Origin of the sequence: Dactylosporangium siamense (genome assembly GCF_016862795.1) — a bacterium.
Taxonomy (GTDB): Bacteria; Actinomycetota; Actinomycetes; order Mycobacteriales; family Micromonosporaceae; genus Dactylosporangium; species Dactylosporangium siamense.
Map to the genome: position 1 here is coordinate 26,400 of NZ_BONQ01000118.1, position 22,272 is coordinate 48,671.

At 71.0% G+C, this 22,272-nt stretch carries 28 protein-coding genes; 18 read left to right on the forward strand and 10 right to left on the reverse strand.

Annotated elements, in window-relative coordinates; all coding sequences use genetic code 11:
- Positions 1-13 precede the first annotated feature (13 nt).
- Positions 14-805 (reverse strand): CoA transferase subunit A, encoded by a 792-nt coding sequence (locus Dsi01nite_RS37270; protein ID WP_203851078.1) that lies wholly within the window; start codon positions 803-805, stop codon positions 14-16.
- 161 nt (positions 806-966) lie between these two features.
- Between Dsi01nite_RS37270 and Dsi01nite_RS37275 the strand changes: the two genes are divergently transcribed.
- Genes Dsi01nite_RS37275 through Dsi01nite_RS58470 form a run of 6 tightly spaced genes read left to right on the forward strand, consistent with a single transcriptional unit; the run spans position 967 to position 5,608 of the window.
- Positions 967-1,926, forward strand: a complete 960-nt coding sequence (locus tag Dsi01nite_RS37275) for an ABC transporter substrate-binding protein (RefSeq protein ID WP_203851079.1) — start codon at positions 967-969, stop codon at positions 1,924-1,926.
- Positions 1,923-2,672 (forward strand): ABC transporter permease, encoded by a 750-nt coding sequence (locus tag Dsi01nite_RS37280; protein WP_203851080.1) that lies wholly within the window; start codon positions 1,923-1,925, stop codon positions 2,670-2,672. Before Dsi01nite_RS37275 ends, Dsi01nite_RS37280 begins: the two co-directional genes overlap by 4 nt.
- Complete coding sequence (locus Dsi01nite_RS37285) at positions 2,669-3,421, forward strand: ABC transporter permease (protein ID WP_203851081.1); 753 nt, start codon at positions 2,669-2,671, stop codon at positions 3,419-3,421. The genes Dsi01nite_RS37280 and Dsi01nite_RS37285 overlap by 4 nt, the downstream gene beginning before the upstream one ends.
- Positions 3,422-3,433: 12 nt before the next feature.
- On the forward strand, positions 3,434-4,186 hold the full coding sequence (locus tag Dsi01nite_RS37290; protein ID WP_203851082.1) for an ABC transporter ATP-binding protein: 753 nt from the start codon (positions 3,434-3,436) through the stop codon (positions 4,184-4,186).
- Complete coding sequence (locus Dsi01nite_RS58465) at positions 4,183-5,100, forward strand: aldehyde dehydrogenase family protein (protein WP_275423444.1); 918 nt, start codon at positions 4,183-4,185, stop codon at positions 5,098-5,100. Before Dsi01nite_RS37290 ends, Dsi01nite_RS58465 begins: the two co-directional genes overlap by 4 nt.
- Positions 5,009-5,608 (forward strand): aldehyde dehydrogenase family protein, encoded by a 600-nt coding sequence (locus Dsi01nite_RS58470; protein ID WP_275423445.1) that lies wholly within the window; start codon positions 5,009-5,011, stop codon positions 5,606-5,608. Before Dsi01nite_RS58465 ends, Dsi01nite_RS58470 begins: the two co-directional genes overlap by 92 nt.
- Before the next feature lie 17 nt (positions 5,609-5,625).
- Here the strand turns inward: Dsi01nite_RS58470 and Dsi01nite_RS37300 are convergent, their stop codons facing one another.
- Positions 5,626-5,940, reverse strand: a complete 315-nt coding sequence (locus tag Dsi01nite_RS37300) for a hypothetical protein (RefSeq protein WP_203851083.1) — start codon at positions 5,938-5,940, stop codon at positions 5,626-5,628.
- 96 nt (positions 5,941-6,036) lie between these two features.
- Here Dsi01nite_RS37300 and Dsi01nite_RS37305 point away from each other — a divergent pair, with 96 nt between their 5' ends.
- The 3 genes from Dsi01nite_RS37305 (at position 6,037) to Dsi01nite_RS37315 (ending at position 7,670) form a co-directional block, all read left to right on the forward strand.
- Complete coding sequence (locus Dsi01nite_RS37305) at positions 6,037-6,405, forward strand: VOC family protein (protein ID WP_203851084.1); 369 nt, start codon at positions 6,037-6,039, stop codon at positions 6,403-6,405.
- A 64-nt stretch (positions 6,406-6,469) separates the two neighbouring features.
- Positions 6,470-7,186, forward strand: a complete 717-nt coding sequence (locus Dsi01nite_RS37310) for a DUF4184 family protein (RefSeq protein WP_203851085.1) — start codon at positions 6,470-6,472, stop codon at positions 7,184-7,186.
- Positions 7,137-7,670 carry a GNAT family N-acetyltransferase gene (locus Dsi01nite_RS37315; protein WP_203851086.1) on the forward strand — a complete coding sequence of 178 codons (534 nt, stop codon included), beginning with the start codon at positions 7,137-7,139 and terminating at the stop codon, positions 7,668-7,670. The genes Dsi01nite_RS37310 and Dsi01nite_RS37315 overlap by 50 nt, the downstream gene beginning before the upstream one ends.
- Here Dsi01nite_RS37315 and Dsi01nite_RS37320 read toward each other — a convergent pair.
- Positions 7,637-8,572: a COX15/CtaA family protein gene (locus Dsi01nite_RS37320; RefSeq protein WP_203851140.1), complete on the reverse strand. Its 936-nt coding sequence runs from the start codon at positions 8,570-8,572 to the stop codon at positions 7,637-7,639. The two genes, Dsi01nite_RS37315 and Dsi01nite_RS37320, sit on opposite strands and share 34 nt — an antisense overlap.
- 56 nt (positions 8,573-8,628) lie before the next feature.
- On the reverse strand, positions 8,629-8,928 hold the full coding sequence (locus Dsi01nite_RS37325; RefSeq protein WP_203851087.1) for a ribbon-helix-helix domain-containing protein: 300 nt from the start codon (positions 8,926-8,928) through the stop codon (positions 8,629-8,631).
- Between the two features lie 253 nt (positions 8,929-9,181).
- Here Dsi01nite_RS37325 and Dsi01nite_RS37330 point away from each other — a divergent pair, with 253 nt between their 5' ends.
- The 8 genes from Dsi01nite_RS37330 to Dsi01nite_RS37365 all read left to right on the forward strand — a co-directional run bounded on the left by Dsi01nite_RS37330 (position 9,182) and on the right by Dsi01nite_RS37365 (position 15,646).
- Complete coding sequence (locus Dsi01nite_RS37330) at positions 9,182-9,907, forward strand: helix-turn-helix transcriptional regulator (RefSeq protein WP_373318924.1); 726 nt, start codon at positions 9,182-9,184, stop codon at positions 9,905-9,907.
- Entirely contained in the window at positions 9,904-11,310 is a 1,407-nt protein-coding gene (gene sufB / locus Dsi01nite_RS37335; RefSeq protein WP_203851088.1) for a Fe-S cluster assembly protein SufB, read from the forward strand. The genes Dsi01nite_RS37330 and sufB overlap by 4 nt, the downstream gene beginning before the upstream one ends.
- A gap of 82 nt (positions 11,311-11,392) precedes the next feature.
- Positions 11,393-12,526: a Fe-S cluster assembly protein SufD gene (gene sufD, locus Dsi01nite_RS37340; protein WP_203851089.1), complete on the forward strand. Its 1,134-nt coding sequence runs from the start codon at positions 11,393-11,395 to the stop codon at positions 12,524-12,526.
- Positions 12,523-12,849, forward strand: a complete 327-nt coding sequence (locus tag Dsi01nite_RS37345) for a non-heme iron oxygenase ferredoxin subunit (protein ID WP_203851090.1) — start codon at positions 12,523-12,525, stop codon at positions 12,847-12,849. The genes sufD and Dsi01nite_RS37345 overlap by 4 nt, the downstream gene beginning before the upstream one ends.
- Positions 12,846-13,622, forward strand: a complete 777-nt coding sequence (gene sufC, locus Dsi01nite_RS37350; RefSeq protein ID WP_203851091.1) for a Fe-S cluster assembly ATPase SufC — start codon at positions 12,846-12,848, stop codon at positions 13,620-13,622. The genes Dsi01nite_RS37345 and sufC overlap by 4 nt, the downstream gene beginning before the upstream one ends.
- Before the next feature lie 7 nt (positions 13,623-13,629).
- On the forward strand, positions 13,630-14,877 hold the full coding sequence (locus tag Dsi01nite_RS37355; RefSeq protein WP_203851092.1) for a cysteine desulfurase: 1,248 nt from the start codon (positions 13,630-13,632) through the stop codon (positions 14,875-14,877).
- Positions 14,874-15,323: a Fe-S cluster assembly sulfur transfer protein SufU gene (gene sufU, locus Dsi01nite_RS37360; RefSeq protein WP_203851093.1), complete on the forward strand. Its 450-nt coding sequence runs from the start codon at positions 14,874-14,876 to the stop codon at positions 15,321-15,323. Before Dsi01nite_RS37355 ends, sufU begins: the two co-directional genes overlap by 4 nt.
- Positions 15,320-15,646, forward strand: a complete 327-nt coding sequence (locus tag Dsi01nite_RS37365) for a metal-sulfur cluster assembly factor (RefSeq protein ID WP_373318925.1) — start codon at positions 15,320-15,322, stop codon at positions 15,644-15,646. The genes sufU and Dsi01nite_RS37365 overlap by 4 nt, the downstream gene beginning before the upstream one ends.
- On the opposite strand, the gene Dsi01nite_RS57685 is transcribed toward Dsi01nite_RS37365, so the two are convergent.
- The 5 genes from Dsi01nite_RS57685 to ypfJ form a co-directional block, all read right to left on the reverse strand.
- On the reverse strand, positions 15,636-16,190 hold the full coding sequence (locus Dsi01nite_RS57685; protein WP_239136448.1) for a permease-like cell division protein FtsX: 555 nt from the start codon (positions 16,188-16,190) through the stop codon (positions 15,636-15,638). The genes Dsi01nite_RS37365 and Dsi01nite_RS57685 overlap by 11 nt on opposite strands.
- The gene (locus Dsi01nite_RS37375) at positions 16,187-16,675 is read right to left on the reverse strand and encodes an RNA polymerase sigma factor (RefSeq protein WP_203851095.1); all 489 of its coding nucleotides are present in this window, start codon (positions 16,673-16,675) and stop codon (positions 16,187-16,189) included. Before Dsi01nite_RS37375 ends, Dsi01nite_RS57685 begins: the two co-directional genes overlap by 4 nt.
- A gap of 42 nt (positions 16,676-16,717) precedes the next feature.
- Positions 16,718-17,317, reverse strand: coding sequence for a LysE family transporter (locus Dsi01nite_RS37380; RefSeq protein WP_239136455.1), 600 nt, complete (start codon positions 17,315-17,317; stop codon positions 16,718-16,720).
- Between the two features lie 139 nt (positions 17,318-17,456).
- The gene (locus tag Dsi01nite_RS37385; protein WP_239136449.1) at positions 17,457-18,119 is read right to left on the reverse strand and encodes a DNA alkylation repair protein; all 663 of its coding nucleotides are present in this window, start codon (positions 18,117-18,119) and stop codon (positions 17,457-17,459) included.
- Complete coding sequence (gene ypfJ / locus Dsi01nite_RS37390) at positions 18,116-19,066, reverse strand: KPN_02809 family neutral zinc metallopeptidase (RefSeq protein ID WP_203851097.1); 951 nt, start codon at positions 19,064-19,066, stop codon at positions 18,116-18,118. The genes Dsi01nite_RS37385 and ypfJ overlap by 4 nt, the downstream gene beginning before the upstream one ends.
- Positions 19,067-19,287: 221 nt before the next feature.
- Here ypfJ and Dsi01nite_RS37395 point away from each other — a divergent pair, with 221 nt between their 5' ends.
- On the forward strand, positions 19,288-20,886 hold the full coding sequence (locus Dsi01nite_RS37395) for an ABC-F family ATP-binding cassette domain-containing protein (RefSeq protein ID WP_203851098.1): 1,599 nt from the start codon (positions 19,288-19,290) through the stop codon (positions 20,884-20,886).
- Here Dsi01nite_RS37395 and Dsi01nite_RS37400 read toward each other — a convergent pair whose 3' ends face one another.
- On the reverse strand, positions 20,887-22,215 hold the full coding sequence (locus tag Dsi01nite_RS37400; protein ID WP_203851144.1) for a hypothetical protein: 1,329 nt from the start codon (positions 22,213-22,215) through the stop codon (positions 20,887-20,889).
- Between the last annotated feature and the right edge of the window lie 57 nt (positions 22,216-22,272).

The window sequence follows — 22,272 nt, forward strand, 5'->3', positions numbered from 1 at the left end:
GTCACAGGGCCGGTCACAGGGCCTCCAACCAGGCCGTGAACGCCGCCCGGTCGCGGCTGACGGCGTCCCAGGCCCGGTACGCGTCGTTGTCGCGGTCGTAGTACCCCTGCGCGTAGGACGGGCGGGCGCCGCCGGGCACCGCGGCGACGGCGGTGACGACCCAGGACGGCAGGACGACGGCGCCGGGCCGCGGGTCGAGGGTGTCGACGACCTCCTCGACCGTGACGAGGCTGCGGCGGGCGGCGAGGACGGCCTCCTTCTGCACGCCGGTGATGCCCCACAGCTGCACGTTGCCGCGCCGGTCGGCGCGCTGGGCGTGGATGACGGTCACGTCGGGGTTGAGGGCCGGCACGGCGGTGAGGACCTCGCCGGTGAACGGGCACTCGATCGGCCGGACGACGGTGTGCGACGACAGGTCGGTGCCGTGATACCCGCGCAGGACCGCGAACGGCAGGCCCGACGCGCCGGCGACGTAGCGGTTGGCCATCCCGGCGTGGCTGTGCTCCTCGAGCTCCAGGGGGAGGGGCCACTGCCGCTCGACCGCGTCGCGGAAGCGGTGCAGCGAGCCGACGCCGGGGTTGCCGCCCCACGAGAAGACCAGCTTGCGGGCGCAGCCGGCGCCGATCAGCTGGTCGTACACGAGATCGGGCGTCATGCGCACCAGCGTGAGGTCGCGCCGGCCCTGCCGGATGATCTCGTGCCCCGCGGCGACGGGGATGAGGTGGGTGAAGCCCTCGAGGGCCACGGTGTCGCCGTCGCGGACGAGTGCGGCGACCGCCTCGGGCAGCGCCATCAGGTCGGCCACACCCACCCCTTTGCGGAAAGTTCGCACAGCGAACAGATGTTCTCAGAACGGAAGCCTAGGAACCTTGCGCGTCCACCGTCAAGCGTTCTACGGTCGGCACCAGGTTCGACCAACGCACAGAAGTTCGTCATCCGAACACCCCATATCCGGATGGAGCCTCGATGCGCCGCCTCGCCATACCCCTCGCCGTGTTGCTGCTCGCCGCCGGCTGCGGCGGCAACTCCGGCACCCCCACGCCCACCCCCGCCGCGCCGGGCCAGCCCGACAAGGTCGCCGCCGGGGTCATCGCGATCGTCGACGTCGCCCCCATCTACCTGGGCAAGCAGAAGGGCTTCTTCAGCGGCCGCAACATCGACCTGGACCTGCAGACCAGCCAGGGCGGCGCGGCGATCGTGCCCGGCGTGGTCAGCGGCCAGTTCCAGTTCGGCTTCAGCAACGTGACGTCGCTGATCCTGGCGAAGTCGCGGGGCCTGCCGATCAGGATGGTCAGCAACGGCGTCGCCTCGACCGGCAAGGACGGCGCCGACTTCGGCGGCGTGCTCGTCAAGGCCGACAGCCCGATCCGGTCCGCGAAGGACCTGGCCGGCAGGACCGTCGCCGTCAACACGCTGAAGAACATCGGCGACACCACCGTGCGCGCCTCGGTCCGCAAGGCCGGCGGCGACCCCGCGTCGGTGAAGTTCGTCGAGCTGGCCTTCCCCGACCAGCCGGCCGCCCTCGCCGCCGGCCGGGTCGACGCGATCTGGGTCGTGGAGCCGTTCGTCACCGCCGCGAAGGCGCAGGGCGCCCGCCTCGTCGCCTCCAACTACGTCGACGCCGCGCCCGACCTCACCGTGGCGGCGTACTTCACCTCGCAGGAGCTCATCGCGAAGAACCCCGACCTGGTCAAACGGTTCAAGGAGGCGATGGCGGAGTCCCTCGCGTACGCCGCCGCGCACCCCGACGAGGTCCGCGCGATCATCGGCACCTACACGCAGATCGCCGCCGACGTGACCACGAAGATCACCCTGCCGGCCTGGCCCGCGGAGATCAACAAGGCGTCGGTGCAGACCCTGACCGACCTCGCCGTCCAGGACAAGCTCCTCGAGAAGGCGCCGGCACTGGACGAACTGCTGCCGTGAGGGGCCTGCTCGGTGCCGCCGGGTTCGTGGCGCTGCTGGAGGCGGCGCCACGGCTGGGGCTCGTCCCGGCCGCGTACCTGCCACCCGCCAGCCGCATCGCCGCCGCCCTCGGCGAGGAGGTGCGCCACGGGACGTTCTGGGTCGCGCTGCTGGACACCCTGCAGACCTGGGCGTACGGCCTGGCCGTCGCCGTGGTCTGCGGGGTCGCGGCCGGGATGCTCATCGGCTCGGTGCCGCTGCTGCGGGTGCTGACCTCCTCGACGGTGGAGTTCCTGCGGCCGATCCCGTCCGTCGCGCTGATCCCCCTCGCGGTGCTGCTGTACGGCACCGGCCGCACGGCGACGCTGCTGCTGGTCGTGTACGCGTCGTTCTGGCAGGTGCTCGTCCAGGTCCTGCACGGGGTCGCCGACGTCGACCCGGTCGCCCGCGACACGGCCCACAGCCTGCGCCTGTCGCCGTGGCAGCGGCTGCGGACGCTGGTGTGGCCGACGGCGCTGCCGTACACGGTCACCGGGATCCGGCTGGCCACGTCGGTCGCGCTGATCCTGACCATCACCGGCGAACTGATCATCGGCACCCCGGGCCTCGGCAAGGAGATCGCGGTCGCGCAGAGCAGCGGCGCCGTCCCCGCGATGTACGCCCTGGTCGTGGTCACCGGCCTGCTCGGCGTCGCGGTCAACCTCGCCACCAGGTCGGGGGAGCGGCGGCTGCTGCGCTGGCACCCGTCCCAGCGGGTGGCGGTGTGAAAGCGCTCAAGGTCATCGCGCTGCCGGCGGTGCTGTTCGCCGGCTGGTGGGTGCTGTCCGCCGGCTCGAAGGACTTCTACCGGCCGCCGCTGCGCACCATCCTGGTCGCGTTCGCCGACACCTGGTTCGGCGCGCGGATCGCCGACGACGTGCTGCCGAGCCTCGCCCGGCTCGGCGCCGGCTACGCCGTCGCGCTGGTGCTCGGCATCGCCGCCGGCGTCGTCATCGGCCGGCACCCGGCGGTGCGCGAGACGGTCGAGCCGGTCCTGGAGTTCCTGCGGGCGGTCCCGCCGCCGGTGCTGGTGCCGATCCTGATCCTGGTCGCCGGGATCGGCGACCTGATGAAGGTCCTCGTCATCGTGTCCGGCTGCGTGTGGCCGATCCTGCTCAACACGGTCGAGGGGGTGCGCGCCGTCGACGGTGTGCTCGCCGACACCTGCGCGGTCTACCGCGTCCCGCCGGTGCGGCGGATGGTGCTGCGGGCCGCCTCGCCGCAGATCGTGACCGGCGCCCGGCAGGCCCTGTCGATCGGCGTGATCCTCATGGTGATCAGCGAGATGTTCGCCGCGCGGAGCGGGCTCGGGTTCACCGTCGTGCAGTTCCAACGCGGGTTCCAGATCCCCGAGATGTGGAGCGGCGTGCTGCTGCTCGGCCTGATCGGCGTCGCCCTGGCTGCTCTGTTCCGGCTCGTCGAACGCTCGGTCCTGCGCTGGTACCACGGCCAGCGGGCCGCCGAGAAGCAGCACTGAGAAGGAGTGGTGATGCTGGAGGTCAACGGGCTTCGGAAGGTGTACGACGGGCATGGCCGGCGGGTGGAAGCCCTGGCCGACCTGACGTTCAAGCTCGACGACGGCGAGTTCGTGTGCCTCGTCGGTCCGTCCGGCTGCGGCAAGACCACGCTGCTGCGGTGCGTCGCCGGGCTGCTGCGGCCGACCGCCGGCGAGGTCAGGGTCGCCGGCCGGCTCGTCACCGGCCCGCCGGACGGGCTGGCCGTGGTGTTCCAGGAGTACGGCCGCAGCCTCTTCCCGTGGCTGCGCGTGCACGAGAACGTGGGGCTGCCGCTGTCCGGGCCCCGCAAGCCGGGCCTGGGCAAGGAGGCCCTCGCCGCGGTCGGGCTGGCCGAGGCCCGCGACGCCTACCCCTGGCAGCTGTCCGGCGGGATGCAGCAGCGGGTCGCGATCGCCCGCGCCATCGCGTTCGAGCCGAAGGTGCTGCTGATGGACGAGCCGTTCGCGGCCGTCGACGCGCAGACCCGCGCCGACCTCGAGGACCTCATCCGCGAGGTGTGGCGGCGCCTCGGGGTGACGCTGCTGTTCGTCACCCACGACATCGACGAGGCGGTCTACCTGGGGCAGCGGGTCATCGTGCTGTCGGCGTCGCCGACCACGATCCTCGACACCCTCGACGTGGACCTGCCGGCCGGACGCGACCAGCTGACGACCCGGGCCGCACCGCGGTTCACGCAGCTGCGCGGCCGTGTGTACACCCACATCCAACAGGCGAGGACATCATGACCGAACTGCTTGACCCGCGCCCTCTCGGCGCCGGTCTCCGTGACGTCGTCGAACCGGCGACGGGTGCCGTCCTCGGCCGGGTCGGGCTGGCCTCGACCGCCGACGTCGACCGGGCCTGCCGGGCGGCCACGGCGGCCCAGCCCGCCTGGGCCGCTACCAGTTTCGAGGAGCGGGCCGGGGTGCTGCGCCGGGCCGGCGCGCTGTTCGAGTCGCGGGCCGCCGACGTGGACGAGTGGCTGGTCCGGGAGGCCGGTTCGGTGCCGGCGAAGGCGGCCGTCGAGACGCACGTCGCGGCGCAGGAGTGCTACGAGGCCGCCGCGCTCGCGTCCCGCCCGCTCGGTGACATCCTGCCCAGCGCCCTGCCCCGGCTCAGCCTGGCCCGCCGGTCACCGGTCGGGGTCGTCGGCGTCATCGCCCCGTTCAACTTCCCGCTGATCCTCGCGATCCGTGCGGTCGCGCCGGCGCTCGCCGTCGGCAACGCGGTCGTGCTCAAGCCGGACCCGCGCACGGCCGTCGGCGGCGGGTTCGCGATCGCCGCGCTGCTGCGCGAGGCCGGGCTGCCCGACGGGCTGCTGCACGTCCTGCCCGGCGGCGCCGACGTCGGCGCCGCGCTGGTCGCGCACCCGGCGACCAGGGTCATCGCGTTCACCGGCTCCACCGGCGCCGGCCGGGCCGTGGCCGAGCTCGCCGGGCGCCACCTCAAACGGGTCCACCTGGAGCTCGGCGGCAACTCGGCCCTGGTGGTGCTGCCCGACGCCGACCTGGACCTCGCGGTCTCCGCCGGGGGCCTGGAGCTCCTACCTGCACTCGGGGCAGATCTGCATGACGGCGGGCCGGCACCTGGTGCACGCGTCCATCGCCGACGACTACGTGGAGCGCCTCGCCGCGCACGCCGACGCCCTGCCGGTCGGTGACCCGTTCACCGGGAAGGTGGCGCTCGGCCCGCTCATCGACGCGGGCCAGCGGGACAAGGTGCACCGCCTCGTCGAGGCGACCGTGGCGGACGGGTCCTGGCTGGCCGCCGGCGGCACCTACGACGGGCTCTTCTACCGCCCGACCGTCCTGGACCAGGTCCGCGTCGACGCGCCCGCCTACCGGGAGGAGGTCTTCGGGCCGGTCGCGCCGGTCGTGCGGTTCAGCAGCGAGGACGAGGCCGTCGCGCTCGCCGCCGACTCCGGCTACGGGCTGTCGCTGGGCATCCTCACCGGCGACCCGATGCGGGGGCTCGCCCTCGCCGAACGGATCCCGACCGGCATCGTGCACGTCAACGACCAGACGGTCAACGACGAGGCGGTCGCGCCCTTCGGCGGGGTCCGCGACTCGGGGACGGGCTCCCGGGCCGGGGGCGGATCGAACGCGGACGCATACACCGACCTGCGGTGGATCACGGTCCGCGGCACGATCGCCCCCTACCCGTTCTGACCGTTACAGGAGGATCGTTACAAGAAGTCCGTGAAGCCGGGGCGGAAGCGGTCGTCCGGCTTGCCGAACGCGGTGAACACCAGCCCACCCCGCGGCTCGACCCCGGACAGGTGCTCCGTCATGCGGTTCTGCTCAACGACACATGCCAATGCCTCTTGCAGGTCCGACTCGAGCTGGTGGACCGCCTCTTCGAGGTCCTCCTCCTTGCGTGACCAGTCGATATCCGCCTCGCGGAGCTGTTGTCCGGCCAGCTTGGCGATGACGTCAGGGTCATTGACCGCGACTTCCAGGCGGCAGTAGATCTGCATGATCAGCGGTTCCTGTTGCCCCATTGCAGAAGAGTTACACATAAAATATCTGTGGCCAAAGATCGTGCAGATGAATTTACAACCCGGCAATGTGTGTTTTGTGCCTTTAAGGTGCAGACCATGGTGTCGTTCATTCGCAACGTTTCCTTCGACTGCGCCGATCCCTACGCCCTCGCGTCCTTCTGGGCGGGCGTGGTCGGCCACCCCGTCCACCCCGACTGTGCCCCGGGCGACGAGGAGGTCGTGATCGAGCCGTCCGAGGGTCCCAGGCTGTATTTCCAGGCCGTGCCGGAGCCGAAGACGCTGAAGAACCGGGTGCACGTGTGCCTGCAGCCCGGCGACCGTCCCCGCGACGCCGAGATCGACCGGCTGCTCGCGCTCGGCGCCGTCCTCGCCGCCGACCATCGCAACGCCGACGGCAGCGGGTGGGCGGTCCTGCTCGACCCGGCCGGCAACGAGTTCTGCGTCACCCGGTCCGCCGCGTCGTGAAGATCCTGTGCGGGTCCGGTGCAGGGCGGTGCGGATCCGGCGCCGGCTGCGGCAGGGTCGGGGCGTGCCCGCGACCCTGCCGACGCATCCCCTGGCCGTCCTGCCGCTGAAGCTGTGGCGGCCGCGCTGGTTCGACGGGGTCGCCCTCGCCGTCGGTGCGACCGCCCCCGACATCGCCTACGCCCTCGGCAACGCCTTCATCGTCCGCAGCCACACGGTCGCCGCGATGTTCTGGTGGGGGCTACCGGTCACGGTGCTCGTCAGCCGGCTGATCCGCCTCGGCGCGCCCATCGTCGCGGCGCACCTGCCGGGGTCGTTGCGCGAGTTCGGCGCGCTCCGCGGGGTGCGGCACCCGTGGTGGGTCACCGCGGTCTCGGCGCTGCTCGGCGACGCCAGCCACCTGCTGTGGGACCTGGTCAGCCACCCGAACCCAGGCGTGATCGCGTCGTGGCGCGCCGTCCGCGACGTCAGTGACTACGCCGCGCTGCTGCTGTTGCCGTTGTTCCTCTGGCACGTGGGAAGCCGCCATCTCGTCCGCACCTGGCACGGCCCCGCCCCGGCCGTCCCGCGCCGGCCGATGCTCTTCTGGTCGGTGGCGGTCGAGGCGTTCGCGGCGGGCGCGTTCGTCACCGCGACGCTGGACTACTGCGGTCCGCACGTGTTCATCGTGCGGCTGATCGTATCGGCGGTCATCGCTCTGCTGGCGGCGTCCGTGGCACTACACTTCGGGCGTGCTCCTGGAGACAGACCGGCTGCTGTTACGGCGGTTCCACGCGGGTGACGCCGCCGCACTCGCCGCCTACCGTTCGGATCCGGACGTCGCCCGGTACCAGTCGTGGGACGCTCCCTACCCGCTCGGCGACGCCCTCGCGTTCGTGGCCGAGACCGCGCGCCTGGACCCGGAGCGGGAAGGCTGGTTCCAGTACGCGGTGGAGGGCCGCGACAGCGGGCTCCTGCTCGGCGACGTCGGCGTCAACCGGGGCGACGGCGGCCGGCAGGCGGAGATCGGCTTCACGTTCGCACCCGCCTTCCAGGGCCGCGGCTACGCGACCGAGGCCGTCGGCCGGGTGGTGCGGCACCTGCTGGTGGAGGAGGGCCTGCACCGGGTGCACGCGTCCCTCGACGCCCGCAACGAGCGCTCGGCCCGGCTCCTGGAGCGCCTCGGCTTCCGCCGCGAGGGCCTGCAGGTGCGGGCGAGCTACTGGAAGGGCGAGTGGACCGACGACCTGCTCTACGCGGTGCTGGCGTCGGAGTGGGGCGCGTAGGTCCTTTCGCTCTGTTCGACGTCCTTCACCCGGGGTGTCACGGACAGCAGCAGGCCCAGCGTCGCGGTCCAGACCAGGCAGGCGCCGAGCATGTGCAGCAGCACGACCGGCCAGGGCAGCCCGGTGAAGTACTGCACGAACCCGACGACCCCCTGACCCAGCTCGACCAGCAGCAGCACCGCGGCGGCCCGGGTGACCCGCAGCGGCGCGCCGAGCGCGCGCAGGCCGAACCACATCGCCAGGGTCAGCCCGACGAGCACGAACACGGCGTCGCCGTGCAGCTGGGAGACCGTCTCCGGGTCGAACCCGGTCCGGGCGGCCCTGGTGTCCCCGGAGTGCGGCCCGCTGCCGGTCACGATCGTGCCGAGCACCAGCACCGCGGCGGACACGGCGGTGACCACGACCCCGCCGGTGCGCATCGCGGCCGGCGCGGTCCAGCGCGGCGGGACGTCACGGGTGCGGTGCCAGAACACGTACGCCAGCGCGATCAGCACCATCGACGCGAGGAAGTGCGCCATCACCGTCCACGGGTTGAGCGCCATCCGCACGGTGATCCCGCCGAGGACGCCCTGGAACGCGATGCCGGCCATCATCCACACGGCGGCCTTGAGCAGCCCCGGCACCCGGCGCCGCTGCCGCCACGCGGCGGCGAGCGCGACGACCGCGATCAGCCCGAGCACGAACGTCAGGGTCCGGTTGCCGAACTCGATGAGCCCGTGATGCCCCATTTCCTGGGTGGTCACGTAGGACTCTTCGGTGCACCGCGGCCACGTCGGGCAGCCGAGCCCGGACCCGGTCAACCTGACCAGGCCCCCGGTGCAGACGATCCCGACATTGGCGACCAGCGTTGCGAGGGCCGCCCGGCGCAGCACCACAGGCCGATCGAGCAGCGACAACAACATCCCCAGCACGCGGCCGATACTACGCGCGGCTACATATCCCGCCCCGCCGCGGTCGCTCACGCCGCCGCGGGCCCGCTCTGCCCGTGCCGGTCGAGGTATTCGCGCACTGCCCTGCGCACGATGCCGGACCGGCCTTCCCTGTCGTTGCCGGCCACCTCGTCCATCTCCGCCAGCAGTGAGGGCGGCATCCGGAACGCCGTGGTCTTCATGATCTCGTCGCCCTGCGCGTCGACCACGGCGATGCGCGTGTCCGCCGGCATCGCCGATGCCAGCCGCATCAACTCGACGGTGTCGTTGTGCATGAGCCAGTCGGCGATCTCGTCGTGCGTCATGGCTGTGAAGTCGGGCAGGCTCATGGGGTCTCCTTCAGCCAGAAGCCGCGCTCGGCGGCTCGCATCGGCCGGGCGAGATAGATCCTCCACCACAAGCCATGCTGCTGTGATCGAAGTCGTGTCGTGGTCGTCCGGGCGGCCGTGGGGCGACTTTGGTCAACGGGGCGGCTGGGGCGTTTGTGCTGGTTGGGTTAGTAAGGCGAGGCTTACCTTCCGTGCGTTGGATCACCCGTGGGGCGGTTTGCCAGTGTCGGGGGAATTACGTAACGTTGGTGTTGTGAAAAACGTGGAGGTGGCGCAGGGGTCTGCTGCCGCTGACGCGTGCCCGCCGCTTGACGTGCGCACCCGTGACCGCGTCACGGAGCTGCTGCTGCAGCAGGGGTCCGCCACGGCGACCGAGCTCGGGCTCGCCCTCGGGCTGAGCGCGGCCGGGATCCGCCGGCACCTCGACGCGATGCTCGCCGAGGGGCTCGTGGAGAGCCGGGAGCGCCCCGATCGCGGGCGCCGGGGGCGTGGCCGGCCGGCGCGGGTGTTCACGCTGACCGCCGCGGCGCGCGAGTCGCTGCCGCACACCTATGACGATCTTGCCACGTCGGCGCTGCGGTGGATCGCCGAGCACCACGGGCCCTCGGCGGTGGCGGCGTTCGCCATGGCGCAGGTCGCCGGGCTCGAGGAGCGCTGCAAGTCGGCCATGGCCGAGGCCGGCGACGACCCGCTCGCCAGGGCCGAGGCCCTCGCCAAGGCGCTGACCGCCGAGGGCTACGCTGCCGGCGCGACGACCATCGCGACCGGTGGGCAACTGTGCCAGCACCACTGCCCGGTGGCGCACGTCGCCGCCGAGTTCTCCCAGCTGTGCGAGGCCGAGACCCAGGTCATCTCCCGCCTGGTCGGCACGCACGTCCAGCGCCTCGCGACCATCGCCAACGGCGATGGCATCTGCACCACCCACATTCCGGCACCGGTTCCCGGTGCCCGTCCCGATAGGCAAAGGAACGTGAGATGACCACTGCCGATCAGCTTGCCGGCCTCGGCCGGTACGAGTACGGCTGGGCCGACTCGGACAGCGCGGGTGCCTCGGCACGCCGCGGCCTCAACGAGGACGTCGTGCGCGACATCTCGGCGAAGAAGAGCGAGCCGCAGTGGATGCTCGACCTGCGCCTGAAGGGCCTGCGCCTGTTCGACCGCAAGCCGATGCCGGCGTGGGGCGCGGACCTGTCGCACATCGACTTCGACAACATCAAGTATTTCGTCCGCTCGACCGAGAAGCAGGCGGCGAGCTGGGAAGAGCTGCCCGACGACATCAAGGCGACCTATGACCGGCTCGGCATCCCCGAGGCGGAGAAGCAGCGCCTCGTCGCCGGCGTCGCCGCGCAGTACGAGTCGGAGGTCGTCTACCACCAGATCCAGGAGGACCTCGAGAAGCAGGGCGTCGTCTTCCTCGACACGGACACCGCGCTGCGTGAGCACGAGGACGTGTTCAAGGAGTATTTCGGCACCGTGATCCCGGTCGGCGACAACAAGTTCGCCGCGCTGAACACCTCGGTGTGGTCCGGCGGCAGCTTCATCTACGTGCCCAAGGGCGTGAAGGTGGAGATCCCGCTGCAGGCGTATTTCCGGATCAACACCGAGAACATGGGCCAGTTCGAGCGGACGCTGATCATCGTCGACGAGGACGCGTACGTCCACTACGTCGAGGGCTGCACCGCGCCGATCTACTCCTCGGACTCGCTGCACTCCGCGGTGGTGGAGATCGTGGTGAAGAAGGGCGCCCGCTGCCGCTACACCACGATCCAGAACTGGTCGACCAACGTCTACAACCTGGTCACCAAGCGCGCCGTGTGCCACGAGGGCGCGACCATGGAGTGGATCGACGGCAACCTCGGCTCCAAGGTCACCATGAAGTACCCGGCGGTCTACATGGTCGGTGAGCACGCCAAGGGCGAGGTCATGTCGGTCGCGATGGCCGGCGAGGGCCAGCACCAGGACGCGGGCGCCAAGATGGTGCACGCCGCCCCGCACACGTCGAGCACCATCGTGTCGAAGTCGATCGCCCGGGCCGGCGGCCGCACCTCCTACCGTGGCCTGGTCCAGGTCCTCGAGGGCTCGCACCACTCCCGCTCGACGGTGAAGTGCGACGCGCTGCTGGTGGACACGATCTCCCGCTCCGACACGTACCCGTACGTCGACATCCGCGAGGACGACGTGTCGATGGGGCACGAGGCGACGGTCTCGAAGATCAGCGACGACCAGCTGTTCTATCTGATGTCCCGCGGCCTCACCGAGGACGAGGCGATGGCGATGATCGTGCGCGGCTTCATCGAGCCGATCGCCAAGGAACTGCCCATGGAGTATGCGTTGGAGCTCAACCGGCTCATCGAGCTGCAGATGGAGGGCGCTGTCGGATGAGCGGCCAGCGAAGCGGCTCGGGCCGCGCATCGTGTGTCAGTTTCGGCTCAGGCCGACGCTGGAGCGCAGCGGAGGCGGCGGCATGAGCGCTCCTGCACTCGTTCCACCGAAGACCCGCGCGCAGCAGGTCCGTTCGTTCGACATCGCCGACTTCCCGGCCCTCACCGGCCGGGAGGAGGAGTGGCGGTTCACCCCGCTCAAGCGCCTGCGCGGCCTGGCGACCGAGGTCGCCGGAGCCGGCGCGTCGGCGCCGAAGGTCGAGGTCGGTGAGCTGCCGGCGGGAGTGACCGTCGACAGCGTCGACCTGCGGATCGGCGCCGCGCTGACGCCGTTCGACCGGATCAGCGCCCTCGCCGCCGGCGGGGCCACCGAGTCGCTGGTCGTCGCCGTCGCGGCGAACGCCGTGCCGGAGACCGCGGCCGTGGTGCGGCTGGTCGGTTCGACGACGGAGGTCGCGTTCGGCCACACCGTCGTCGAGGTTGGCCGGCTCGCGGAGGCGACCGTCGTGCTGGAGCAGGTCGGCACGGTCACCCTCGCCGACAACGTCGAGGTGATCGTCGGCGACGCGGCCCGGCTCACGCTGGTCACCGTCACCGACTGGGACGCCGACGCGGTGCAGGCCCAGCACGTCCGCTTCCTGATCGGCCGCGACGCCGCGGTCACGCACGTCCAGGTGACGCTCGGCGGCGGCGTCGTGCGCCAGTACACCAGCGTCGACTACACCGGCCGGGGCGGCGAGATCGACGCGTTCGGGCTCTACTTCGCCGACGCCGGCCAGCACCTGGAGCACCGGCTGCTGGTCGACCACTCGGTGCCGGACTGCCGCAGCTTCGTCTCCTACCGTGGGGCGCTGCAGGGCCAGGACTCGCACACGGTGTGGGTCGGCGACGTGCTCATCCGGGCCGAGGCGACCGGCACCAGCACGTATGAGATCAACCGCAACCTGGTGCTGACCGACGGGGCGCGTGCCGACTCGGTGCCCAACCTGGAGATCGAGACCGGCGAGGTCGTCGGTGCCGGCCACGCGAGCACCACCGGGCGCTTCGACGACGAGCAGCTGTTCTACCTGATGTCCCGGGGCATCCCCGACGACCAGGCCCGCAAGCTCGTGGTCCGCGGCTTCTTCGCCGAGCTGCTGCACAAGATCCCGGTCGAGTCGCTGCGCGACCGGCTGGGTGAGGTCATCGACTCCCGGCTCGAGGCGGCCGGCGCATGATCAAGGTGTGCGCGGTCGGTGACGTGGCGAAGGGGACGGTGCAGCAGTTCGAGGTCGAGGGGACCGAGATCGCGCTCGTCCACGCCGACGACGACAACTTCTACGCCGCCTACGACGAGTGCTCGCACGCCTCGGTCGCGCTGTCGGAGGGTGAGGTCGAGGGCTGCACCCTGGAGTGCTGGCTGCACGGCTCGCGCTTCGACCTGCGCACCGGCGAGCCGAGCGGCCTGCCGGCGACCGAACCGGTCCCGGTCTACCCCGTCGAGATCCGCGACGGCGACGTGTACATCGACTTGAATCCCAGTAACGGAGTGACGAAGTGAGCACGCTGGAGATCAGCAACCTGCAGGTGTCGGTGAAGCTGCCCGACGGCGAGCTGAAGCCGATCCTCGCCGGGGTCGATCTGACCGTCCGGGCGGGGGAGACCCACGCCATCATGGGCCCCAACGGCTCCGGCAAGTCCACCCTGGCGTATGCGATCGCCGGCCACCCGCGCTACGAGGTCACCGGTGGCTCGATGACCCTCGACGGGCAGGACGTGCTCGCGATGACCGTCGACGAGCGGGCCCGCGCCGGGCTGTTCCTGGCCATGCAGCACCCGGTCGAGGTGCCCGGCGTCTCCGTCGCCAACTTCCTGCGCACCGCGAAGACCGCGATCGACGGCGAGGCGCCCAAGCTGCGCACCTGGTCCGGCGAGCTGCGCGGCGCCATGGAGAAGCTGCACATGGACCCGGCGTTCGCCCAGCGCAACGTCAACGAGGGCTTCTCCGGCGGCGAGAAGAAGCGCCACGAGATCATGCAGCTGGAGCTGCTGAAGCCGAAGATCGCGGTGCTCGACGAGACCGACTCGGGCCTCGACATCGACGCGCTGCGGGTGGTCAGCGAGGGCGTCGGCCGGGTCCGTGAGGGCGGCGACACCGGCCTGCTGCTGATCACCCACTGGACCCGGATCCTCAAGTACATCAAGCCTGACCAGGTCCACGTCTTCGTCGGTGGCCGCATCGTCGAAGAGGGCGGGCCGGAGCTCGCCGAGCAGCTCGAGGCCGAAGGCTACGAGCGCTACCTGGCGGGTGCGGACTCCGCGACGCACGCATAGGGGAATCATGAACGCGCTGGATGTTGACGCGGTACGCAAGGACTTCCCGATCCTGGATCGGGAGGTCAACGGCAACCCGCTCGTCTACCTCGACTCCGGGAACACGTCGCAGAAGCCTCGCCAGGTGATCGACGCGGTCCGGGAACACTACGAGCTGCACAACGCCAACGTCGCCCGGTCCGTGCACACGCTCGGCACCGAGGCGACCGAGGCGTTCGAGGGCGCCCGCGAGAAGGTCGCGGCGTTCGTCGGAGCGGGCACCGCGGCCGAGATCGTGTTCACGAAGAACTCGACCGAGGCGATCAACCTCGTCGCGCACGCCTTCACCGCCGGTGCGCAGGACCCGCGCCTGCGCCTCGGACCCGGTGACGAGATCGTCATCACCGAGATGGAGCACCACTCCAACATCGTGCCGTGGCAGCTGCTCGCGCAGCGCACCGGCGCGACGCTGCGCTGGTTCGGCCTCACCGACGAGGGCCGGCTCGACCTGTCCCGGCTCGAGGACCTGATCAACGAGCGCACGAAGCTCGTCTCGGTGGTGCACTACTCCAACCTGCTCGGCACGATCAACCCCGTCGACGTCCTCGTCGCGCGGGCCCGGCAGGTCGGCGCGCTGGTGCTGCTGGACGGCTCCCAGTCGGTGCCGCACATCCCGGTGGACGTGACCGCGCTCGGCGCCGACTTCGTCGCGTTCACCGGCCACAAGATGCTCGGCCCGACCGGCATCGGCGCGCTCTGGGGACGCTTCGAACTGCTCGACGCCATGCCCCCGTTCCTCGGCGGCGGCTCGATGATCGAGACCGTGGCGATGACCGGCTCGACGTTCATGCCGCCACCCGCCCGCTTCGAGGCCGGCACCCCGCCGATCGCCGAGGCGGTCGGTCTCGGCGCGGCCGTCGACTATCTCAGCGCCGTCGGCATGGACGCGATCCAGGCGCACGAGAAGCAGCTCACCGCCTATGCCCTCGACGCGCTCGCGGCGACGCCGGACGTGCGGGTCATCGGGCCGACGGACACCGCCGACCGCGGCGCGACGATCTCCTTCACCGTCGACGGGATCCACCCGCACGACGTCGGGCAGATCCTCGACGACGAGGGTGTGCAGGTCCGCGTCGGGCACCACTGCGCGCGGCCCACCTGCGTGCGCTTCGGCGTGCCGGCGACCACGCGGGCGTCGTTCTACCTGTACACCACCATCAGCGAGATCGACGCGCTGGTGCGGGGGCTCGAGCGGGTGCGGAAGGTCTTCGCATGAAGCTCGACCAGCTCTACCAGGAGATCATCCTGGATCACTACAAACGGCCGCACGGCCGTGGCCTGCGCGAGCCGTTCGACGCGGAGGCCCACCACGTCAACCCGACCTGCGGTGACGAGGTGACCCTCCGCGTGTCGATCAAGGGCGACACCGTCGCGGATGTCTCCTACGAGGGCATGGGCTGCTCGATCAGCCAGGCCTCCGCGAGCATCCTGCACGAGCTGCTCAAGGGCGGCACGGTCGAGGAGTCCTTGCGCCGGCACGAGGCGTTCGCCGAGCTCATGGGCGGCCGCGGTCAGGTCGAGCCGGACGAGGCGGTGCTGGAGGACGCGGTCGCGTTCGCCGGCGTCGCGAGGTACCCCGCGCGGGTCAAGTGCGCGCTGCTGCCGTGGATGGCGTACAAGGACGCGCTCGCCAGGGCCGTCCCGGAAGAGGAGAAGGCATGACCGCGGTGCTCGCCGACATCGAAGAGGCGATGAAGGACGTCGTCGACCCCGAGCTGGGGATCAACGTCGTCGATCTGGGCCTCGTGTATGGCATCCACGTCGACGAGGACAACGTCGCGACCCTCGACATGACGCTGACGTCCGCGGCCTGCCCGCTGACCGACGTCATCGAGGACCAGACCCGTCAGGCGTTGACCACCGGCCCGGGTGGAGGCCTGGTCAGCGACATCCGGATCAACTGGGTGTGGCTGCCGCCGTGGGGCCCGGACAAGATCAGCGACGAGGGCCGCGACCAGTTGCGTGCCCTCGGCTTCAACGTCTAGCGGACTTGGTCGGGCACTGGCAGATGTAGTCGGTGATGCCGTTGAGGCCGCCGACCCGGTGCTCGACCACGTCCACCTCGGCGCGCTTCGCGACCCGGAACCGGAACGACTCCGGCAGCTGGTCGACCTTTGTCGCCGCGACGAGGTCCGGGGCGTCGCTGAAGTCCCGCTTGAACCGCTCCCAGGCCACCTCTTTGGTCTCGAAGACCAGGCAGTAGACCTCGGGGGAGGCCCGCAGCGCCCGGTCGATCTCGGCGGTCTGCTCGTCGGTGCGGCCCTCGCGCAGGAACACCGACACGTCGACGCCGGGCCGGTCGCAGCCGCCGCCACCGACCATCTGCGGCGGGGCGTCGCCCGGCGCCAGCCGCCACGCGGCCGCGCCGCCGCCGGCCAGCGCGACGGCCAGCACGGCCGCGCCCGCGAAGGCCCGCCGGCGCCGGTTGCGGGACGCGGTCGCGTGGACCGCGGCCACCCCGTCCGGCCGGATCGCCTCATGGGCCAGTTCGTATTCGGCACGCAGCGCGTACCGGAGATCGTCTGTCATCGTGGCACCTCTCGGAAGTCGTCGAGACTGGCGGCGAGGGTGTGCCGGGCCCGGTAGAGCCAGGTGCGGACGGTGCCCTCACGGACCCGGCAGATGTCGGCGACCTCGGCCACCGGCAGCCCGACCAGGTAGTGCAGCACCACCGCCCGGCGCTGCCCGTCGGGCAGCTCCGCGAGCGCGTCCCGGATCGCGATCCGGTGCTCGCCCGGCGCGGATACCGGCTCGACCAGGATCAGCCGCTGGTGCGTCAGCGCGACGCGCAGGCGGCGCAGCCGCGACGTGGCGAGGTTCCACGCGACCCGGCGGATCCAGGCGGCGGGCTCCTCGTAGCGGCTGATCCGGTCCCAGCGCTGCCAGGCGCGCACGAACGCCTCCTGGGTCAGGTCCCGGGCCTCGTCGAGGTCGCCGAGGTACACGCTGAGCTGTGCGGCGATCGGCCGGAACTGCAGCGCGTAACACTCGGCGAACCCGTTGGCATCCCTCATGCAGACATCACGCCTGACGCCGTCGAAAGGTCACAGCCAAGGTCACACGACCAGGACCACCGCGAGGACGGCGATCACGGCGCTCGAGGTCAGCGCCGTCCACAGCCGGCCGCGCGGACCGGTCAGGACCCGGCCCAGGAGGGTGCCGCCGCCGGCGATCAGCAGCTGCCAGCTCGCCGACGCCACGAACGCGGCGAGGACCCACACGGTCTCGCCGGCCGGGGACAGGCCGTCGTCGGCGCGCCGGCCGAGGACCAACGCCCCGAAGTAGACGATCGTCGCCGGGTTGAGCAGGGTCAGGCCGAGCAGGGCGAAGTACGCGCCGGCCGGGCGGCTCATCCTGCCGTCGGCCTCGTGAGCGCGCGCAGCGTCGTGCCGGTGGCTGAGCGAGGCTACGGCAGTCTTGATGGCGAGCAATGCCAGTACCGTCGCCGCGATCCAACGCAAGGGAGTCGAGATCGGCTCGATCAGCCCCGCGAGGGCGGCGCCGCCGAGCACGGCGACCACCGCGTAGATCCCGTCGGCGGTGGCGACCCCGAGCGCCGCGCCGGCGCCGGTCCTCCAGCCGGTGCGGGCGGCGAGGCCGGCGATCAGGGCACCGATGGCGCCGACCGGGACCGCCACCCCGTAGCCGGCGAGCATCCCCGAGAGGACGACCTCGCCGAGCCCGGCGCTCACGACCGCTGCTTGCGGCTCGCCTCCGTCAGGACGCCGGCCTGTCGCTTGGTCCCGTCGCCGGAGCGGGCGGGGACTGCGGGGCGGCATCTGGTCATGGCGAGCATCATGCCGACGGGTCCGCCGGGTCGCCACCGATATTCTTCAGCGCCTCCCGCTTGGACAATCCGGACAGGTCCGGGTGGTCGGCGACGAAGCGGCGGACCGCGGCCGGGTCCGTCCTGGCGTATTCGCGCAGGGCCCAGCCGATCCCCTTGCGGATGAAGAAGTCCTTGTGATGGCGGTGTTGGCCGGTGTACGCGAAGAGCCGCGCACTGTCCGTCGCGGCCTTGTACCGCAGCTGGTGCAGGATCGCGGTGCGCACGACCCACAGGTCGTCGTCGCCGATCCACGCGTCCATCGGGGTCTGGTCGGCGCGGACCACGGGCCCGACGACGTTGGCGGCGAGCGCGTCGACGGTGTCCCACCACGGCTTCGTGGTGATCAGTGTCTTCAGCGCGGGCAGGTCGTCGGGGGTCAGTGTCCTGGCGTGGCGGGCCAGCAGGTCGCAGGCGAAGTACTGGAACTCCCGCTCCGGCATCGCCCAGCAGGCCTGCGCTGTTCGCAGGGGGTGCTCGTCCTTGAGGAACGGCTTGGACAGCTGCCGCCGCAGCGGGCTGGGGAGGCCGAGGAACTCGAACTGGTCCCGCATGTAGGCGCGCATCGCCGCGGCCTGGCCGGGGGCGGCGTGCTCCCGGAAGGCCGCGGCGATGTCGTCGATTTCGGTCACAGACTGCTGGTGGAGAACGTGTCGCACAGCTTCGGGTCGCCCTTGTCGAAGCCGATCTTGAACCACTTCTGGCGCTGCGCGGACGTGCCGTGGGTGAACGCGTCGGGGTTCACGCCGCTGCCGGACTTCTTCTGGATGGTGTCGTCGCCGATCGCCTGTGCCGCCTCGAGCGCCTCGTCGATGTCCTGCTGGGTGATGGACTTGAAGAGGACCGCGTCGCCTTCCTTGTCCTTCGTCTCGGTGGCGTGGAAGGCCCAGGTCCCGGCGTAGCAGTCGGCCTGCAGCTCCAGGCGCACCGAGCCCGAGGTGGGGCCGGTGTCGCCCGGCTGGACCTTGGCGTTGGTGCCGAGCAGGTTCTGGATGTGGTGGCCGTACTCGTGGGCGATCACGTAGGGCGCGGCGAACTCGCCCTTGGCCCCGAAGCGGCTGGACAGCTCGTTGTAGAACGTCAGGTCGATGTAGACCTGGCTGTCCGAGGGGCAGTAGAACGGCCCGACGCCGGAGTCGGCCTGGCCGCAGCCGGTGTTGACGGCGCCGTTGAAGTAGTTCGTCTTGGCCGGCTGGTACTGCTTGCCGAACGCCTCCGGCAGCTCCGTCTTCCAGTACGCCTGGACGGAGTTGATGTAGAGCAGGTTGCGGCAGTCGGCGTCGTTGAACCGGTCCTTGTTGGACTTGTCACAGCGCTTCTCGATGTCGCTGTTGTCGGCCTGCTGGTCGCCGCCGCCACCACCGCCGAGCAGGCCGCTGCCGAAGAGCCCGCCGCCGCCGCAGACCACCAGGGCCAGGACGATCAGGGTGATGATGAGGCCCATCTTGCCGCCCCCGCCCCCCGGGATGGGGATCGGGATGCCGCCGAGGCCACCGCCACCGCCACCGCCGCCACTGGTCGAGCCGCGCAGGTCGTTGACCTGGCTGCTGTCGAGGTCGGCATCGTCGTTGAACTCCATGGCACACCTCTTCGTACGGGGGGACCTTGCGGGGATCGACCGGTGTCTGCTTCGAGCGGTACCCGATGATCTTGTGACGTAATCGTGTGGCGGGCTCGCGCGGTGCGCACGGTACGATATGCGGGTGACTTGCATGCCTCGCACTCAGAGGGAGTGACCCCGGTCCCGCACCTGGAGTCTGTCCATCTTCCCCTTGAATATTGCGAGAGCGAGTCTTTCCTGTGATCACGACCACGGGTCTTGAGCTGCGCGCGGGTGCGCGCATCCTCCTCAGCGACATCAGCCTGCGCATCCAGCCCGGCGACCGCATCGGTCTGGTGGGGCGCAACGGTGCCGGCAAGACCACCACCCTGAAGGTCCTCGCGGGCGAGGGCACCCCGCACGCGGGCGCGGTCGAGCGCCGCGGGCCGGTCGGCTACCTGCCGCAGGACCCGCGCACCGGCGACCTGGAGGTCACCGCCCGGGACCGGGTGCTGTCCGCCCGTGGCCTGGACACCATCTACGCCGAGATGAAGGCCCTCGAGGAGCGCCTCGGCGACGACGAGCGGCTGATCCGGCGGTATGGGCAGCTCGAGGACCAGTTCGCCGGCCTGGGCGGCTACGCGGCCGAGGCCGAGGCCGCCCGGATCTGCGCCAACCTGGGCCTGCCGGACCGGGTCCTCGCGCAGACCATCGGCACGCTGTCCGGTGGTCAGCGCCGCCGCATCGAGCTGGCGCGCATCCTGTTCCGCGACGCGGCCGCGACCGGGGGCGGCATCCTGCTGCTGGACGAGCCGACCAACCACCTCGACTCCGACTCCATCTCCTGGCTGCGCAACTTCCTGTCCAGCCACAAGGGCGGCCTCGTGGTGATCTCCCACGACGTCGAGATGCTGGACGCGATCGTCAACAAGGTCTGGTATCTGGATGCCAACCGCGCCACGATCGACTTCTACAACCTGAACTGGAAGCTGTACCAGCAGCAGCGCGAGACGGACGAGAAGCGCCGCAAGCGGGAACGGGCCAACGCCGAGAAGAAGGCCGGCGCCCTGTTCGCGCAGGCCGACAAGATGCGGGCCAAGGCCACCAAGACCATCGCCGCGCAGAACATGGCCCGCCGCGCCGAGCGCATGCTGGGCGACCTCGAAGAGGTCCGGGTCTCCGACAAGGTGGCGAAGGTCCGCTTCCCCAACCCGAAGCCGTGCGGCAAGACCCCGCTGACGGCGTCCGGGCTGTCGAAGACCTACGGCTCGCTCGAGATCTTCATGGACGTCGACGTGGCCGTCGACCGCGGCTCCCGGGTGGCGATCCTCGGGCTCAACGGCGCCGGCAAGACCACGCTGCTGCGGATGCTGGCCGGCGAGCTGACCCCGGACAGCGGTGAGGTGCACGAGGGGCACGGCCTCCAGCGCGGCTACTACGCCCAGGAGCACGAGCAGCTCGACGTCGACCGCACGATCCTGGAGCTGATGCGCTCCGCGGCGCCGGACCAGAACGACACCGAGCTGCGCAAGATCCTCGGTGCGTTCCTGTTCACCGGCGACGACGTCGACAAGCCCGCCGGGGTCCTCTCCGGCGGGGAGAAGACCCGGCTGGCCCTGGCGACGCTGGTCTGCTCCGGCGCCAACGTGCTGCTGCTCGACGAGCCCACCAACAACCTCGACCCGATCAGCCGGGAGCAGGTCCTGGACGCGATCGCGCGGTATCCCGGGGCGATCGTGCTCGTCACGCACGACCCGGGCGCGGTGACCGCGCTGAAGCCGGACCGGGCGATCCTCCTGCCCGACGGGGTCGAGGACGCGTGGAGCGACGACCTGCTGGAGCTGGTGGAGCTGGCCTGATCACCATGGGGTGATCAATGCGGCTTCCACGACGATCGCGAGGGCCGCCCCTACCGCTGTGAGCAGCAGCGGGGTCGGGGGCAGCTCGCCGCCGGGCTTCTCCGGCGCGACCGCGGCGACGGTCAGCCACGGGAAGAACGGCAGCCACGCGTGCTCGACGCCACCGCGGGCCAGGCCCGCCGCGATCGAGAACACCACTGCCGCGCCCGCGCCCACCAGGAAGGGCCAGGCGGCGGTGTTGCGGACCTTCCGCGCGCTGGCGACGATCGCCGGGCCGGTGGCGAGCAGCAGCACGACCACGCTGATCGCGCTCCACCACAGCACCGACCGGTAGGGCGCGACCCGGCTGGCGTAGTCGGTCTCGGCGGTGACGAGGCCGTCCGCCCAGCTGAAGCCGAGCAGCTGCGCGGTCAGCACGGGGGCCAGGGCGCCGATGCCCGTGACCACGTTGAGGAACGCCCGTCTGCGGGCGAAGTAGATGAACACGATCGACAGGCCGAGCCACGGCGCGGAGTACGAGAACAGCGCCGCGATCCCGGTCAGCAGGCCGGCGGCGAGCGCCCAGCCGGTGGCTTTCAGCCCGCGGACCTTGGTGCGGCTGGCCCGCAGCCCCGCCACGATGGCCGCCGCGCCCAGGGTGGCCACCAGGCCGTCCAGGCTGACCGCCACCCAGATCGCGTACGGGGCCAGCACGAGCACCGGCAGATACCGCCGCGCGGCCGCTTCGCCGACCGAGTCACGGACCGCCGACAACACCAACGGAATCGTCAGCGCCGATAGGGCGGTGATCAGGAATCCGAGGACGACGTGGTTGTCGACACCGATTTGGTCGGCCAACCACAAAAACAGTACGGGGCCGGGCGGATGGCCCCGGGACGCGACCGAGTGCGCCGGCGCGTCGGCGGTGAAATGTCTGAGGTATGCCAGCGGATCGGCACCGACCCGCCTTACATCACCCAGGTATTCCTCCGGCGAGCCCAAGGCTTTCGTAAGGCCCGACCATCCATCGACAAGCGCCAAAGCGATAGCCCACGTCAGGCCGGCGATGTACCCGAAAAGCTGAATTTTTCGCCAAGATCGCTGCCTTCGGGGGGTCTGTGATGCGGACCACAGTACCGCTGCGGCCACCAGCGGCGCCAGTACGCTCCCCGGCCCGACCCTGATCTTGTACCTGCCGAGGAAGGGGGCGCTGGCGGTGCCCAGACGGGCGTCGAGCTGCACCGCGAGCGCCGCGAGCGCGAGGCCGCACAGGCCGAGGACAACCCAACGGAGCGCATCGCGACGCTCACGATGCGCAGTCCAAGGTCGGTCGGTGGGGGGTTCGCTCATCACGGCGCATCACGGTATCGGGTAGGCGACAATGCTGTGCGTGTCGGTTGGCGTGCC

Coding starts and splice junctions, on each gene's coding strand:
- Dsi01nite_RS37375 (WP_203851095.1), bottom strand. CDS start 16,675: ATGAGGGATGCCAACGGGTTCGCCGAGTGTTACGCGCTGCAGTTCCGG.
- sufU (WP_203851093.1), top strand. CDS start 14,874: ATGAAGCTCGACCAGCTCTACCAGGAGATCATCCTGGATCACTACAAA.
- Dsi01nite_RS37380 (WP_239136455.1), bottom strand. CDS start 17,317: ATGCTCGCCGGCTACGGGGTGGCGGTCCCGGTCGGCGCCATCGGTGCC.
- Dsi01nite_RS58470 (WP_275423445.1), top strand. CDS start 5,009: ATGACGGCGGGCCGGCACCTGGTGCACGCGTCCATCGCCGACGACTAC.
- Dsi01nite_RS37365 (WP_373318925.1), top strand. CDS start 15,320: ATGACCGCGGTGCTCGCCGACATCGAAGAGGCGATGAAGGACGTCGTC.
- Dsi01nite_RS37400 (WP_203851144.1), bottom strand. CDS start 22,215: ATGAGCGAACCCCCCACCGACCGACCTTGGACTGCGCATCGTGAGCGT.
- Dsi01nite_RS37345 (WP_203851090.1), top strand. CDS start 12,523: ATGATCAAGGTGTGCGCGGTCGGTGACGTGGCGAAGGGGACGGTGCAG.
- Dsi01nite_RS37290 (WP_203851082.1), top strand. CDS start 3,434: ATGCTGGAGGTCAACGGGCTTCGGAAGGTGTACGACGGGCATGGCCGG.
- Dsi01nite_RS57685 (WP_239136448.1), bottom strand. CDS start 16,190: ATGACAGACGATCTCCGGTACGCGCTGCGTGCCGAATACGAACTGGCC.
- Dsi01nite_RS58465 (WP_275423444.1), top strand. CDS start 4,183: ATGACCGAACTGCTTGACCCGCGCCCTCTCGGCGCCGGTCTCCGTGAC.
- Dsi01nite_RS37305 (WP_203851084.1), top strand. CDS start 6,037: ATGGTGTCGTTCATTCGCAACGTTTCCTTCGACTGCGCCGATCCCTAC.
- ypfJ (WP_203851097.1), bottom strand. CDS start 19,066: ATGGAGTTCAACGACGATGCCGACCTCGACAGCAGCCAGGTCAACGAC.
- Dsi01nite_RS37325 (WP_203851087.1), bottom strand. CDS start 8,928: ATGAGCCTGCCCGACTTCACAGCCATGACGCACGACGAGATCGCCGAC.
- Dsi01nite_RS37275 (WP_203851079.1), top strand. CDS start 967: ATGCGCCGCCTCGCCATACCCCTCGCCGTGTTGCTGCTCGCCGCCGGC.
- sufB (WP_203851088.1), top strand. CDS start 9,904: ATGACCACTGCCGATCAGCTTGCCGGCCTCGGCCGGTACGAGTACGGC.
- sufD (WP_203851089.1), top strand. CDS start 11,393: ATGAGCGCTCCTGCACTCGTTCCACCGAAGACCCGCGCGCAGCAGGTC.
- Dsi01nite_RS37320 (WP_203851140.1), bottom strand. CDS start 8,572: ATGTTGTTGTCGCTGCTCGATCGGCCTGTGGTGCTGCGCCGGGCGGCC.
- Dsi01nite_RS37300 (WP_203851083.1), bottom strand. CDS start 5,940: ATGGGGCAACAGGAACCGCTGATCATGCAGATCTACTGCCGCCTGGAA.
- Dsi01nite_RS37355 (WP_203851092.1), top strand. CDS start 13,630: ATGAACGCGCTGGATGTTGACGCGGTACGCAAGGACTTCCCGATCCTG.